15 protein-coding genes are annotated in these 15,226 nt (G+C 41.9%); 4 read left to right on the top strand and 11 right to left on the bottom strand.

The annotated features are described in order from the left end of the window. The first annotated feature begins 614 nt into the window (after window positions 1-614). Window positions 615-1,637 (top strand): hypothetical protein, encoded by a 1,023-nt coding sequence (locus I6E26_RS00680; RefSeq protein WP_235319895.1) that lies wholly within the window; start codon window positions 615-617, stop codon window positions 1,635-1,637. A gap of 179 nt (window positions 1,638-1,816) precedes the next feature. On the opposite strand, the gene I6E26_RS00675 is transcribed toward I6E26_RS00680, so the two are convergent. Then, window positions 1,817-2,194: a DUF134 domain-containing protein gene (locus I6E26_RS00675; RefSeq protein WP_235319894.1), complete on the bottom strand. Its 378-nt coding sequence runs from the start codon at window positions 2,192-2,194 to the stop codon at window positions 1,817-1,819. A gap of 11 nt (window positions 2,195-2,205) precedes the next feature. Beyond that, complete coding sequence (trxA, locus tag I6E26_RS00670; RefSeq protein ID WP_235319893.1) at window positions 2,206-2,511, bottom strand: thioredoxin; 306 nt, start codon at window positions 2,509-2,511, stop codon at window positions 2,206-2,208. 365 nt (window positions 2,512-2,876) lie between these two features. Between trxA and I6E26_RS00665 the strand changes: the two genes are divergently transcribed. Both I6E26_RS00665 and I6E26_RS00660 read left to right on the top strand, forming a co-directional pair. Continuing rightward, window positions 2,877-4,289, top strand: a complete 1,413-nt coding sequence (locus tag I6E26_RS00665) for a carbon starvation CstA family protein (protein WP_235319892.1) — start codon at window positions 2,877-2,879, stop codon at window positions 4,287-4,289. Between the two features lie 204 nt (window positions 4,290-4,493). After that, window positions 4,494-4,949 carry an Lrp/AsnC family transcriptional regulator gene (locus I6E26_RS00660; protein ID WP_235319891.1) on the top strand — a complete coding sequence of 152 codons (456 nt, stop codon included), beginning with the start codon at window positions 4,494-4,496 and terminating at the stop codon, window positions 4,947-4,949. Between the two features lie 98 nt (window positions 4,950-5,047). Here the strand turns inward: I6E26_RS00660 and I6E26_RS00655 are convergent, their stop codons facing one another. The 7 genes from I6E26_RS00655 to thrS all read right to left on the bottom strand — a co-directional run bounded on the left by I6E26_RS00655 (window position 5,048) and on the right by thrS (window position 11,299). After that, complete coding sequence (locus I6E26_RS00655; RefSeq protein WP_235319890.1) at window positions 5,048-5,872, bottom strand: TrmH family RNA methyltransferase; 825 nt, start codon at window positions 5,870-5,872, stop codon at window positions 5,048-5,050. Window positions 5,873-5,947: 75 nt separating this feature from the next. After that, window positions 5,948-6,553, bottom strand: a complete 606-nt coding sequence (locus I6E26_RS00650; RefSeq protein WP_235319889.1) for a cytidylate kinase-like family protein — start codon at window positions 6,551-6,553, stop codon at window positions 5,948-5,950. Window positions 6,554-6,664: 111 nt separating this feature from the next. Next, a complete protein-coding gene (gene brnQ, locus I6E26_RS00645; RefSeq protein WP_419179893.1) occupies window positions 6,665-8,002 on the bottom strand; it encodes a branched-chain amino acid transport system II carrier protein in 1,338 nt (445 codons plus the stop codon). Window positions 8,003-8,049: 47 nt separating this feature from the next. Beyond that, entirely contained in the window at window positions 8,050-8,403 is a 354-nt protein-coding gene (gene rplT, locus I6E26_RS00640; protein ID WP_235319887.1) for a 50S ribosomal protein L20, read from the bottom strand. Window positions 8,404-8,441: 38 nt separating this feature from the next. Further along, window positions 8,442-8,639 carry a 50S ribosomal protein L35 gene (gene rpmI, locus I6E26_RS00635; RefSeq protein WP_154405306.1) on the bottom strand — a complete coding sequence of 66 codons (198 nt, stop codon included), beginning with the start codon at window positions 8,637-8,639 and terminating at the stop codon, window positions 8,442-8,444. Beyond that, window positions 8,639-9,178 carry a translation initiation factor IF-3 gene (gene infC / locus I6E26_RS00630; RefSeq protein ID WP_235320077.1) on the bottom strand — a complete coding sequence of 180 codons (540 nt, stop codon included), beginning with the start codon at window positions 9,176-9,178 and terminating at the stop codon, window positions 8,639-8,641. The genes rpmI and infC overlap by 1 nt, the downstream gene beginning before the upstream one ends. Before the next feature lie 201 nt (window positions 9,179-9,379). After that, window positions 9,380-11,299: a threonine--tRNA ligase gene (gene thrS / locus I6E26_RS00625; protein WP_235319886.1), complete on the bottom strand. Its 1,920-nt coding sequence runs from the start codon at window positions 11,297-11,299 to the stop codon at window positions 9,380-9,382. A 342-nt stretch (window positions 11,300-11,641) separates the two neighbouring features. Between thrS and I6E26_RS00620 the strand changes: the two genes are divergently transcribed. Further along, window positions 11,642-11,935 carry a peptidoglycan-binding protein LysM gene (locus I6E26_RS00620; RefSeq protein ID WP_235319885.1) on the top strand — a complete coding sequence of 98 codons (294 nt, stop codon included), beginning with the start codon at window positions 11,642-11,644 and terminating at the stop codon, window positions 11,933-11,935. 185 nt (window positions 11,936-12,120) lie between these two features. On the opposite strand, the gene zapA is transcribed toward I6E26_RS00620, so the two are convergent. Next, window positions 12,121-12,771 (bottom strand): cell division protein ZapA, encoded by a 651-nt coding sequence (gene zapA, locus I6E26_RS00615; protein ID WP_235319884.1) that lies wholly within the window; start codon window positions 12,769-12,771, stop codon window positions 12,121-12,123. Window positions 12,772-12,776: 5 nt separating this feature from the next. Further along, the gene (pheT, locus tag I6E26_RS00610) at window positions 12,777-15,212 is read right to left on the bottom strand and encodes a phenylalanine--tRNA ligase subunit beta (RefSeq protein ID WP_235319883.1); all 2,436 of its coding nucleotides are present in this window, start codon (window positions 15,210-15,212) and stop codon (window positions 12,777-12,779) included. Window positions 15,213-15,226 lie beyond the last annotated feature (14 nt).

Raw genomic sequence — 15,226 nt, 5'->3', positions numbered from 1 at the left:
GATTAACTAGCTTTAAAGGGTGATTTATGATTACACTTTCCAATAGACTAAAAGGAATTATCCTGGCTGTAGGAGGTTCCATTTTCTGGGGTATGCTTATAGGCGGGGCAGCCATATCTCTAATATATCCTCCCCTCTCCTATCCCGGCACCTTGGATAGGGATGCCATTCTTAGTCTGGCTTACATTTGCCTCCTAGGTACAGCCATATCCTTCTGGGCCTATATTTCATATTTCTATATCTTAATCTTCCAGTTTAGATATTTCGCCAAAATTTCATAATATGTCGATATATCTTTTTTATTGCATTATCTATTGATTCTGCTATAATATATAATGTTTATTATTAGGAGAGCCGCAACGATGATGTTGTCTTTATTTAAGGAATTAAGTTTTGAGACAAGAAGTTGGAAGCCATCAGCGTCATTCAAGAATTTGAACGAATCAATGAGTATTTTGTCATCAGAATACATATCCTTGGCAAAATGGTTAAATTGGGTAATATCTATGTCAACGTAAATCATGAAAATCATTCTCCCTAATATATTAAAACACAACATTAAAAAGAAAGGAAGATATGATGTTTTGCTTCTAACGACATCGTACAAGTTTTTTATGGAATATTTTGTGTACTCTCAATTAAAAAGTAAAATAAATATTTTTGCCATATTTTCATTTTACTTTTTCTTAATTTATTTACATTTTCACTATACCGATTGGTATGTGTTAGCATTTTTTACAATATTTTTACTTCTTACTGGTGGAACTATGATATATAATATGATAATTATATCTGTTCTAGTTGCAGGAATTTTAGCTGCTTTGCCATTTTTAGCCCCAATAGCTTTTATAATTATGGCAGTATTGTTTTTTATGAGAATAAACTATGTTATAACTAATTGGAGACCTGTTATCTGTGGAATAATGCTTTATGCTACCGCATTTCAACTATTTGACTCTCCACATTCTTCAATGTCGCTTATTTATATTTCTAATTTACTAACTCAATATCTTCTCTATATTCCAGGAACTATACTTAATACACTTGGCATTTATAATCCATATATAATTCATTTATTTCATTTACTGCATATTACGACTCCATATTTTTTTACAGCTTTATTTTTTCAGATATTATTATATTGGTTATATTGCAATGGCTATAAATCTGAAACAGCACTGTCTATTATGGGAACTATCCCTTTGGTTATCATAGCTTTAATTTTACCATTTTTAAAAGTTATGCATTTTGATGGAATGATGGGAGATGCACATACCGTTGATGTTACCCCTCATGACAATGTTATTCCTCCACCCGATGGATACCATCATGTGAACGGATATTGGAGAACTATGCCGAACGGACATACAGAATACGTACATAGTTATATACGTTCGAATCCAGACGGAATTATAGAAAACAACCTTTCTTCTGGCTATTTCCCACATGATAGCAGCATAACACATACTACTATGTATAATTCTGAAGCCCATATGCCTAATGTATTTCTTACAAAAATGTATTACTCTGTAACGGATTTCTTAACTTTAAAAAAACCAAGCGTTTTATCAATTACTTTCCTTGGCATGTTAATCAATTGTATTACTACAGTTATCCTCTTTGCAATTTTACTTTAATCAAAGTTCACAAATTAGCAAGGTATATAATTTAAGATATGGCATATTCATAAAAAAGAACTTTTTTAGTTGCCTGCAGAAAAGACAAATCTCACTATCGATTACCAATAAAAAAACATGATGATATGCATCAAAGCCAAAATTATCACTCCGCTTTGTGTAATCATCATGTTTTTCTTTTATATCTGCTTGTGATGACAGCAGTGTTTGCCACAATAACAACCATGTCCACAGCGTTTGAAACATTCCTGCTCCAGACAATCATTACCCTCGCAAAGCTGAAAATCTCCACCTTGAATTTTGAGAGGCCTGCCTTCTACCAAGGCATCAGCCACCTTGCGACGAGCTACTTCATAGATTTTCTGCACTGTAGTCCTGGACACGCCCATGCGCTTGCTGCATTCCTGCTGGGACATACCTTCCCTGTCCATAAGGCGGATAGCTTCATATTCATCCAGATTTAGAATAATCGGCTCATCTTCTATCTGGCCTGTCGGCATAAATTCCTGCACCAGTGGCATATGACAAATGCGCCGGCATTTTGTTGGTCTAGCCATAGCGAGCTATCTTAGAGTAGCTGCTCAAGATTCTCTATAGGCTGTAGGCCTACAGTTTGAGCCGCAGCCTTACCACCCTTAAATACTATCAATGCAGGAATGGCATCTATCTGGAATTGCGTTGCCAGCTCTGGCTGTTCGTCCACATTGATTTTTCCTACCTTGATTTCAGGATGCTTAGTGGCCAGCTCATCCAAAATCGGGCCCATCATCTGGCAAGGACCACACCAGGTTGCCCAGAAATCCACCAAAACAGTCTGAGAGGCTGCCACTACCTCCTGCTGGAAATTATCCTTAGTAATATTTATAACTGCCATAATATTTCCTCCTTTAATACTACTCTTTGTAACTTATACTAATCTTATAATAGTTGTTTAGTTAATGTCAACTAAATTTTTGACATATGTCATTTTCAAAATACTCAAAGCTTATATTCATAAATATAAATCCTGCACAGCTTAATTACCCTAATCTGATTTACTTGTTTTTATTGAGAATTTTTTGACATTTTCCATCAACAGTGTTATTATTATGTCGTAATAAATATTTTTTATCATCATTTTGTACAGTGATTAACAGCTGTACCCTTATAGGTAAAAGAAAATTCATTTGAGCAAACTGCATTGATGAAGCATTTCCTTATCCATAAGGATGATTGGTATTATTTTAAGGGGGTATATTTATGTATTCATTCCTCGGTTGTTTGGCTATGCTGATTATCGGCTTCCTGGTTTATGGTAAGCTGGTGGACACAATCTTCAAACCAACTGACGAGCCAACACCTGCTGTGCGTATTAATGATGGTGTTGACTACATTCCGCTTCCTACTTGGAAGGTATTTATGATTCAGCTTTTGAATATCGCCGGGCTCGGTCCAATCTTCGGTGCTCTGGGCGGTGCACTTTGGGGGCCAAGCGTTTATCTTTGGATTGTATTCGGAACTATCTTTGCCGGCGGTGTGCACGATTACATGTCCGGTATGATTTCTCTCCGTGAAAACGGTAAGAGTATCTCCGAGGTTGTAGGTCATTATCTTGGCAAATTCATGCTGCAGCTTATGCGTCTCTTCTCCGTTGTATTGCTGGTTCTGGTAGGTACTGTATTTATGACTGGTCCTGCTAATCTGCTGGCAATGCTGACTGGCATGGATCCAACCATGTGGCTGTTAGTTGTTTTGGCTTACTACTTCTTGGCTACCCTGTTGCCAATTGATACTTTGATTGCTCGTTTCTATCCATTATTTGGTGCCTGCCTGTTGATTATGGCTTTTGGTATTATGTTTGCCATGCTGGCTGGCGTAGGCGGTCATACCATGCCTGAAATCACCTTGCAGAACCTGCATCCAAAGGATCTGCCTATCTGGCCTCTGATGTTCATTACTGTTGCTTGTGGTGCTGTATCTGGTTTCCACTCCACTCAGTCTCCTTTGATGGCTCGCTGCCTGAAGAATGAGCATATGGCTCGTCCTGTATTCTACGGTGCTATGGTAGCTGAGGGTGTTATTGCTCTGGTATGGGCTGCTGCTGGTGTTACCTTCTATGAAAGCACTGGTGGTTTGATGCAGGCTATGGCTGATGTTGGTCAGAATAAGGCTGTTTACGAAATCTGCGTTGGCTTTATGGGTTATGCTGGTGCTGTTATGGCTATGCTGGGCGTAATTGCCTGCCCTATTACTTCTGGTGATACCGCTTTCCGTTCCGCTCGTTTGACTTTGGCTGACTGGATTGGTCTGGATCAGAGCAACAAGACCAGGCGCTTGTATCTGGCTGTACCTCTGCTGGCTGTAGGCGGTTTGCTTTCCCAGATTAATTTCACCATTGTATGGCGTTATTTCGCCTGGACCAACCAGACTCTGGCTATGATTGTTCTTTGGACTGGTGCAGTATATATGTATCGTAAGTTCAAAGGTTCTAAGGCATATCTTGTAGCGGCTATTCCTGCTACCTTTATGTCAGTGGTAACTACCACCTATATTTTGCAGGCTAAGGAAGGATTACAGCTGCCAACAACTATCAGCTATCCAATGGGATTTGTTTTTGCAGCCATCTTCCTGTTCCTCTTCCTACGGGTAACTGTGCTTCGCAAAGAATCATAATTTAAAGATATTGTACTTACATTGTTAAGAACATATTAGTATTTTATTAAGAGCAGGTTAGGACAAACAAAATCCTACCTGCTCTTTTCTGTAGTAAAAACAAAATATTTATTTACTTTTGAAGCTATAACCTTTATAATAATAACAAATGTATTGTACAATCCTAGCAATATTCATTCCATCTACGGTATAGGAGTTGATTTCATGTACAAATTGGACAAAATAGACAAGGAACTTCTACGCTTACTGCAGGCTAATGGCCGAGCTACTATTTCCAGCCTTAGCGAAGCTGTTTCTCTATCCATGCCAGCTGTTAGCGAGCGTGTTAAGCGTTTAGAGTCCTCTGGTGTTATTCAGAAATTCACCGCCATGCTGAATCCTTCATTGGTAGATAAGCAGCTCATGGCATTGGTTCAGATTGGCTTTAAGCTTCAGCGCAATGCAGATGCTTTTGTAAATTATGTTTCTACAGAACGGGATGTTAAGGAATGCTTCCGGATTACTGGTAACTATGAATATACCCTAAAGGTACAAACCAGCAACACCTCTACCTTGGCAGAGCTTTTGAATCGCCTCAAGGCCCAGCCAGGCGTTAGCAAAACCCATTCCATTATAGTTTTGTCTACGGTTCTAGATCGCCCATCAGTAACCATTAGCTAAATTATCATTAGTAATAGATGCTAATTCCAGCTAAATTCAAAAAGGTACTATTCAGATTACCATATCTAATCTGAATAGTACCTTTTTTACGCTTATTTTTAGAGGATAGCTCTTTGACGATTAGCCTCATAGAGTACAATGGCTGCTGCTGAGGCCACATTTAAGGACTCTGCCTTGCCAGACATTGGAATGTACACCTTGCGATCCACCGCCTCCATCAGCTCTTGGGAAACCCCATTGCCCTCATTGCCAAATACCACTGCTGTAGGGCTGTTATACTCAGCCATATAATGCTTAAGAGAAAGCTTATCCAGGGCTGTAGCCACCATAATAACATCATTATCATGACAGGCATCTACAAAGGTGTCCCTGGACACATTATCCAAAAAAGGAATATTGAATATAGAGCCCATAGAAGCCCGTACCACCTTGTCACTAAACAAATCTACCGTACCTGTCAGGCAGATTACACCTGTACAACCTAAGGCATCAGCAGTACGAATAATATTACCAGCATTGCCAGGGTCCTGAATCCCATCAAGAACAGCCAACAAAGGAGCTTCTCCCTCCTTGCCAGTCAGTACCTCCTGCCAGGTAAAAAGGCGCTGTCCCATAACCAACAGCAACCCCTGACCATTAACAGTATCTGATACCTTGCTATACAGGTCCTGTGACAGCTCATAGACAGGGCATTTTCTTTCCTGCAGCTCCTCTACCGCTTTAATCACCCTTGGGTTATTCAAAGATTCTGTAGCAGCCAAGGCAAATTTTACAGGCCACTGAGCCTGGATGGCCATTTCAGCCAAACGTATTCCATCTGCCACAAAAAGATTTTCTTCCTTGCGATATTTATGATTATGCAGCTTGTTTACCAGCTTTAGCTTGCTATTAGCAGAGCTTTCAATACGCTCCAATTCCTTCAATGTATGCTCCTTCCTTAATACAAGCCTCCGGTAGAAATTTCCTATCTCTTCCGGAGGTCTTATCATCACTCTGTTTTATTTTAGCATATGACTATATGCTTCTGCCAGCTTTTTGATATCCATATCAGTAGTATTAATGCAGACATTGTAATTCTGGCGTGCCCCCCATTTCTGACCTGTGTAAAAATCATAGTATTTAGCACGACTCTCATCAACATTATTGATTTTCTTCTTCATTTCTTTTTCTGTCAGCTTTTCCTCCGGGGTAGCTCTTTCCATACATCTGGCAATCCTGGAAGGCATATCTGCATAGATGAAAATCTTATATGGATTATAATCCCGCAGAATATAGTCAGCACAGCGGCCAACAATAACACAGTCAGACTGCTCTGCCAACTCCTGCAACACCTCAGTTTGAGCTGTATAAACAGATTCCTCCACCATAAGAGGATAATACACCCCTACCGCTGCAAAAGTAGCACCAATGGTCATTGGGAACAAAGGCATAGGACGCTTCTCTACTACCTCCTTAACATATCCCTCAGACAAATCTGCCTTACTGGCTATTTTGGATATAATTTCTTTATCATAGTATTTAATACCGAGATTTTCCGCCAAGCGACAACCAAATTCACGACCGCCACTACCGAATTCACGACTTATAGTAATAATCTTGTTCATATAAATCACACCTTTCTGATACATATATATTTCAACAAAAATATTCAAAATCCTGCTAAATTATAAAAAAAAGAACGCCGGACTGTGTAAAAAATCCGACGTAATCGTTTTTTAGGCAGGCTGATGGCTCTTGTGCATCTGATTCCACAACATTCCCACTATAGCTCCTGCCAAAGCTGGCAATAACCAACCAAGATTAACACTATAAAGCGGCAGATAAGCCACGAGGAAATCATGGACACCTGGCAATGGAAGCTCTGCTGCCTGCAAGCCATCCATAATACTGAAAGGCAAGGTCATACCTATGCTTAGACGATAGACCAGGGAGCTTCCCTGAAATGCATCATCACAAAGAGACAATATTACCAAGACTATAAAAATTGGATAAAGCGCCACCAAGAATGGCACAGAAATGCGAATCAGCTCTGTTAAACCCATATTAGCAGCCCAATAGCTGAATAAGGTAGCTCCCAGCAGCAGCTTTTTATATCCCAATCTACCATCAGACACATACTGATAATAGCTGGCAAAAGCTGCACTGACACCAATGCTAGTGGTCAAACAAGCGAAACCAATAATAAAAGCCAATACCAGCTTGCCTGCATCCCCAAAGAATACATAAGTGGCAGAAGAAAGTATAATACCTCCATTAGCTGAATACCCCAATACAGATGGGCAGGTAGCACCTAAATAAGCAAGAGCAGTATATACAGTTCCCATAAGCACAATAGCCACTAAACAAGCCTTGATACAAGTTCTGTAAATAGCCTTTTGCTCAGTTACCCCTTTGGCTTTAACAGCAGAAATGGCCAAACCACCTACTGCTAATGCTGCCAGCAAATCCATAGTTAAATAACCATCTGTAAACCCAGAAGCAAAAGGAGCATCTACATATTGATCTACCGGTGGCAGAATTTCGCCAATTGGAGCATAAAATGTCCTGACGAAAAGCACACACAGAAATAGCAACAATACAGGACTGAGTACTTTACCTACTGTATCTACCAAGCGGCTTGGATTGGCTGCAAAGAAATAAGTCAGAATAAAAAATATGGCTGTATATATATACTGTCCTTCCGCCATAAAATCTACTGGCAAAAAAGGTCTAATACCAATTTCAAAAGAAACAGCTCCTGTTCTTGGCACAGCAAACAATGGTCCAATAGCCAAATATAAAAGTCCAAAGGTAATTATACGAAACCAAGGATGAACCCTTTGCTCCACTAATTCAGTATATTTGCCACTAAATTTAACTATAGCAATTAATCCCAACAGTGGTAAACCTATACCTGTAGTAAGAAAGCCTATTACAGCCATAGGATAATTAGTACCAGCATTCTGAGCCAGTAAAGGCGGAAAAATAAGATTACCTGCTCCAAAAAATATGGAAAAAACCATAAAACCAACGGAAAACATTTCCTTCATAGATAATTTCTGCAATTCATACACCCCAACTTACAAAAAAAGAGCTGCCGAAGCAGCTCCTAATTTCTCTCTTAGAGGTTTTCCTTAGCAACAGCAACCAACTGTGCAAATGCATTTGCATCACTGATAGCCAGGTCAGCCAGCATCTTACGGTTTACCTCAACACCAGCCTTGGTCAGGCCAGCAATCAGGCGGCTGTAGGAAATACCATTAGCACGAGCGGCAGCGTTGATACGAGCAATCCAGAGACGACGGAAAACACCCTTCTTGGCACGACGATCGCGACGTGCATAGTAGAGAGCCTTCATAACGGTCTCATTAGCCTTCTTAAACTGCTTGCTCTTGGAACCCTTATAGCCCTTAGCCAGCTTCAAAATCTTCTTATGTCTTCTATGTGCAGTCACACCAGTTTTAACTCTTGGCATGTTCTTATCCTCCTCAAATTCAAGCTTCTACAACGATATTATGCGTATGGCAGGCACTTCATAGCACGCTTCTTATCAGCAGCAACTACCAGAGCAGCCTTACGCAGATTGCGCTTACGCTTTGGAGACTTCTTCTCCAGAATGTGGCTCTTATAAGCCTTGTTTCTTCTAATTTCGCCACTACCAGTTAAAGTAAAGCGCTTTGCAGCAGCTCTGCGAGTCTTCATCTTCTGCATTACTGTTTTCCTCCCTTAGATGGGGCCTTTGGGGCCAAAATCATAATCATATTTTTACCTTCAAGCTTAGCATCTCTTTCAATAGATACTGAATCCTTTAGCTGTTCAGCAACCCGGCCGAGAATCTCACGGCCCAGCTCTGGATGAGACAGCTCACGGCCACGGAACATAATAGTAACCTTGACCTTGTTTCCCTCTTCCAGAAAACGAACGGCGTTCTTCAGCTTGACGTCAAAATCATGCTGCTCAATGTTTGGACGCAGCTTTACCTCTTTGATAGAGATAACCTTCTGCTTCTTACGGGCTTCCTTCTCCCGCTTCTGCTGTTCATATCTATATTTGCCAAAGTCCATGATGCGGCAAACAGGTGGCTTTGCCTTTGGAGCAATCTCCACTAGATCCAGATGCTGTTCCATGGCCATGTGCAATGCATCACGCACCTGCATAATACCGAGAGTCTGTCCCTCAACATCTGTTACACGGATCTCTCCGCCACGAACCCGGATTTCCTCATTGATTCTTGCAATTTCCTTAGCTATTTAAATACACCTCCTGATAGATATTTCAACGGCAGTGTCAGCAGATCCGCCAACAAAAAATGGAGGCGGCACAAAGCCACCTCCATAAGTATTCAATACTTACCTGCATGGCCTGCAGCCATCAGGTGAGAAGGTGGCGCCTTCTGCTTCAATCACTTGCATTATAATAGCATACCATTTAGGATATGTCAACACCCAAAATTAATATTTCTGAGATTTTTCAGCAATATTTTTCTGGATATACTGAATAAACTCGTCAACAGTCATGGTAGTAGTTTCCTTCTCACCATGACGACGCATATTAACAGTACCAGACTCCATTTCCTGATCGCCAACTACCAGCATATATGGAATCTTCTTAACCTGAGCCTCACGCATCTTGTAGCCAACCTTTTCATTGCGGTCGTCTACCTCTACTCTAAGACCCAAATCAAACATCTTCTTCTTCAATTCAAAGGCGTAATCCATATGCTTATCAGTAATAGGCAGAATCTTTGCCTGTACTGGAGCCAGCCAGGTTGGGAATGCACCAGCATAGTTCTCAATAAGGATACCGATGAATCTCTCAATAGAGCCATATACTACACGATGAATCATAACTGGACGATGTTTCTGGCCATCCTCACCAATATAGGTCAGGTCAAACTTCTCAGGCAGCTGCATATCCAGCTGGATAGTACCACACTGCCAGGTACGGCCAATGGAATCCTTCAGATGGAAATCAATCTTTGGACCATAGAAAGCACCATCGCCCTCGTTAACCACATAGTCCAAACCACGATGCTCCAAGGCATTGCGGAGGCCATTGGTAGCCAGCTCCCACATTTCATCGGAACCCATGGAATCCTCTGGACGAGTGGACAGTTCAGCATGATAGGTTAAGCCAAATGTACTATATACCTCATCAAAGAGGTTAATAACATTCTGAATCTCTTCTTCAATCTGATTTGGCATCATAAAGATATGAGCATCATCCTGAGTGAAGTTACGCACACGGAACAAACCATGTAGAGCACCGGACAGCTCATGACGATGTACCAAACCCAACTCGCCGGCACGCAGAGGCAAATCACGATAGCTGTGCTGCTGAGTCTTGTATACCAGCATACCGCCTGGGCAGTTCATAGGCTTGATAGCGTATTCCTCGCCATCAATCTGAGTGAAATACATATTTTCCTTGTAATGAGCCCAGTGACCGGAACGCTCCCACAGCTCACGATTCAGAATCATAGGAGTGCTGATTTCCTGATAACCATAACGGCGATGTACCTCACGCCAGTAATTAATCAGCTCATTGCGGACAATCATGCCATTGGGGTGGAAGAATGGGAAGCCTGGTCCTTCCTCATGAATGCTAAAGAGATCCAGCTCCTTGCCCAGCTTGCGATGGTCACGCTTGGCAGCCTCCTCCAGCATCTTCAGATAAGCATCCAAATCATCCTTCTTCTCAAAGGCAGTACCATAGATACGCTGCAGCATCTTGTTCTTTTCACTGCCACGCCAGTAAGCACCAGCCACACTCTGCAACTTCAAAGCCTTTACCTTGCCTGTAGAAACTACATGCGGGCCTGCACAAAGGTCAGTAAACTCACCCTGAACATACAGAGAAATCTCTGCATCCTCTGGCAAATCATTAATCAGCTCTACCTTGTAGTTCTCACCAGCCTTGGTGAACATATCCAGAGCTTCCTGACGGCTAACCAGCTTACGCTCCAGCTTCAGGTTCTCCTTGACAATCTTGTGCATTTCCTTCTCGATTTCCTTCAAATCCTCATCGGTAAGGCGCTTCTCCATGTCAATATCATAATAGAAACCATTTTCAATAGCAGGGCCAATAGCCAGCTGAACATTTTCATCCTTGTACAGACGCTTCACAGCCTGAGCAAGAATATGAGATGCAGTATGACGGAGGGCATGACGTCCCCCTTCATCCTCAAAGGTCAAAAACTGAACAACAGCATCCTTGTCCAATACTGTTGTCAAATCCATAACTTTATCATCAATACTTACAGCCAAAACTTTCTTAGCCAGGCTGTTGCTGATAGACTTTACCAACTCCAGGGCAGTAATACCTGCCTCTGCTTCTCTGATAGATCCATCCGGCATAGTCAATTTAATCATAGTAACCCTCCTGTATTTAAAGAAATTTTTTATTTCTTTTAAAGTACCATTTCTCATTATAGTATTTGCCGTAATTAGTTGCAAGATTTATTTACAAAAATACATTTTATTGTTTTTTGCTATAAAAATTTCGTAAATTTGTTTCGAAAATACTTGTCAAGAACATTACTTCGTGTTATTATATAGTCAAACAAACATGTTGCGAACTTCTCTTTCCGGAAAAAAGGTTTCTCAAAAGTCTTTTCGTAGATAGTACGTGTCATTTTATCTTCTGCGTTTAAGACTTCCAGCGACACACCATTAACAACAGACAAAAATTAGCTGTTAAAGGAGCTGTTCACCATGAAAAAAATATTAGTTATCTCTTTAATTTTCTTTGCGGCTTTCAGCCCATTGCATTTAAACAATGAATATCTTAGATGTAGCAGCTTTGATACTGTTACCACCCGTACAGGTGATACTCTGCTTACTATTGCCGAAAGATATACTGTTAATGAGGACGACAGAGAAAAGCTAGTGGAAGCCATCTCTGACATTAACAGCCTGCCTATAGATGGCCCACTTCCTTCAGGCAGAGCTATTCAAGTGCCCTTACTACCTGCTTCTGACCTTGGCCAAGTCGCCCAAAATAGATAAAAATATATACAATATGCTAAAAGACCATTATAGTTCCTGTTTCTGCGTTCTAGCCTCCTTAGATTTTGAACCCTTTGGAAATACTAAACATTACAGTTGCCACAATGGTCTTTTTATATTACTTTACTATACTGCAACCTGATGGTTTGGGAAGCACTGCAAACACTTCTCCTGATTGCAGCTTACTAGGCATCCTCCAGCAGCTCCATTAATTCATCATAGTCCTTTTGCAGCTTATCATATTTCGCCTGCAATTCCTTCAAGGCATCTGCCTGTTGAGAGGACTTGCTATTCAGCTCATTCTGCAGAGCTGTAACCTGCCGTTCCTTGGAAGCCTGCAGTTCTGTCAGGGCTGCTTCCTGACTAGACTTTAGATTAGCCATATCAGCCGCATGCTCCTGCTGCTGTCTGGTTATTTCCTGGGCGTGTCTGTCCCGCAGTTTCTGCATAGAGCTGCTATACTGAGAACTTTGGGCTGACATCCTTGCCTCATAGGATTTGCGCTCCTTTAGCAGTTTGGCCTCGTATTCAGCCTTTTGTTCAGCTAACAGCTTTTCACTTTGAGTCTTTTGCTGTTTGACAATATCTTCGTGCTGCTGCTTGATTCTTTCATAAGCCTGACGCGCCTCCTGCTTCAGATTGTACATTTCCTCTTCCAACTGGAGGCCAATAAGGATGCTGACATTTAGGGGATTGAATCGCCGACTGCCGCCGGCGATTTTATCCACTCTCCCATTAAAATCCTCAGCCAGCTTTTCCAGCCAGCCTTCTTCATCCCTATCAGTGGTCAGCTTATAACGATTACCAAGGATGACTACTTCTGCTTTTTTTGCCATAGGAATCAACCTCTCAGCTCTGCGTCAAACTCCTTCTTTACAGCCTCCAGAATCTGCTTAAAGCCCTGATCTGCATCAGCATCAGTCAAGGTCTTATCATTGGACTGGAACTGAATATTGAAGGCCATAGACTTCTTACCTGCTGCCACCTGCTTGCCCTGATATACATCAAAGAGAGTAACATCCGTAAAGTACTCACCGCCATTTTGGGCAATAGTGCGCTCAATCTCAGCTGCGCTGACATTTTCATCCACCAGCATAGCCAGATCCCGACAAATACCAGGATATTTAGGCAGAGCCTCTGTCTTAGTCTTTTCGGATTTATACTTCATCAAGGTCAGAAGATCCATCTCAAAGATATAAGCCTTTTTGGTAATACCAAAGTTCTCAGCCACCTTTGGATGCAGTTCACCTACAGCAGCGATTACCTCCTTGCCCTTCTTGAAGAGAGCTGTCTTACCAGGATGCATAGCAGTATATTCTCCTGCCTCTACCTGATAACGTTTGATGGAGAGAATCTCCAACAAATCCTCTACAATACCCTTGGCATCATAGAAATCAATCATATCGCTGTCATTGCTCCAGCCTACAGGATTGCGACGACCTGTCATAAAGCCAGCTACCTTTACAACCTCTCTTGGCAGTTCAGTCAACGGCAGAGCCTTTGGATAAAATACAGGCGCTACATCAAAAATCTTAATATCCTCGTTCTTGCGGGACAGATTGCGAACTGCATTTTCCAAAATGCTGCCTAACAGAGTAGTACGCACCAATGGGAATTCATCAGTCAGTGGATTCATAATAGGAATAGCCTTGCGAAGATTGCTTTCCTGTGGTATTTCCATCTTGTCAAAGATATCAGGGTTAGTAAAGCTGAAGGAAACCTCCTCGCTAAGGCCCATATGGCTCAAAGTCAGCTTCAATCTGTCCTCAAACATCTGGGCAGGCTTCTGGCCACCCTGAGTAACATTGCCTCGTGGCGTAGTAGAATGAATATTGTCAAAGCCGTAGATGCGAGCTATTTCCTCAGAGAGATCCTCCATAAAGGTTACATCATTGCGCCAAGATGGTACTTCTACACTATATACACCATTACCAGCCTCAGAAACCTTGAAATAAAGCTTCTCCAGAATATCAATCATTTTCTCTGCTGGCAAATCAGTTCCCAAACGATTGTTAATCTGCTCAGGAGTGAATTTTACATGAACAGGCTCCTTAGTTGTTGGATATACATCTACCACACCCTGAGTTACAGTACAAGCCCCCATATCCTGCAGCAGTTGGGCTGCTCTATCCAGGGCACGAATAGTACCTGTTACATCGGTGCCACGCTCAAATCGTCCAGATGCCTCAGAATGCAGACCGCAGCCTCTGGATGTACGACGGATGCTAGGGCCATTAAAGCAAGCTGCTTCCAGTACAATAGTGGTAGTTTTCTCAGTAACCTCAGTTTCCAAGCCACCCATAACACCAGCCAAGCCAGCTGCCTTTTCAGCATCAGCAATAACCAGTTCTGTACCCTTGGCCAAACGCTGGGAATCATCCAGAGTATGCAGGTTTTCCCCTGCTACAGCCTTGCGGGCTACCAGACTATGACCAGCAATTGCATCATAATCATAAGCATGCATAGGCTGCCCCAGCTCTACCATAACGAAATTGGTAACATCAACTACATTATTGATAGCACGGATACCAGCACCATCCAAACGCTGCTGCATCCACTTTGGAGAAGGACCAATTTTTACATTTTTCAGTACACGACCGGAGAAGCGGCTGCACAGATCATGAGCCTCAATGCCGATTTTAATCATATCAGCAGCCTTGGCAGCATCATCCTCATTAACCTTGATTTCTGGCCACTTTGGCTCATTGCCAGTAAGAATAGCCACCTCGCGAATCAGACCAAAGACACTAAAGCAATCCCCTCTGTTAGCTGTCAGCTCAAATTCCAAAACCACATCATCCAGGCCAAGAACCTCTGTAACTGCTACACCAACCGGAGTATCCTTTGGCAGAATATAAATGCCGTTAAGCTGATCTTCTGTCATATTGGTGGTGTCCAGCTTCAACTCATCGGCAGAACACAGCATGCCATTAGATGGTACACCACGAAGCTTGCCCTTAGATATCTTCTGTCCTGTTGGCAGCTTAGCACCTACCATTGCTACAGGAACAATATCATCCTGATGAACATTCTGAGCACCAGTAACAATCTGTACAGGCTCAGCTCCACCTACATTCATGGTGGTAATAAACATATGATCAGAATCTGGATGAGGAACGATATTTTCTACCTTGCCGGTAACAACCTTTTCCAGTCCTTCATCGGCACGAATAACATTTTCCACAGGAATCCCGGCCATAGTCAGCTTATCAGCCAATTCCTCGGCGGTTTCTGTGAAATCTATATAATCATGAAGCCATTTTATAGATACCTGCATTTTCTCAATCCTCC

Origin of the sequence: Anaerovibrio lipolyticus, assembly GCF_021531495.1 — a bacterium.
In the GTDB taxonomy this organism is placed as follows: domain Bacteria; phylum Bacillota; class Negativicutes; order Selenomonadales; family Selenomonadaceae; genus Anaerovibrio.
Note: the sequence above shows the minus strand (reverse complement) of the source record. Positions and strands in the feature narration are given on the sequence as shown.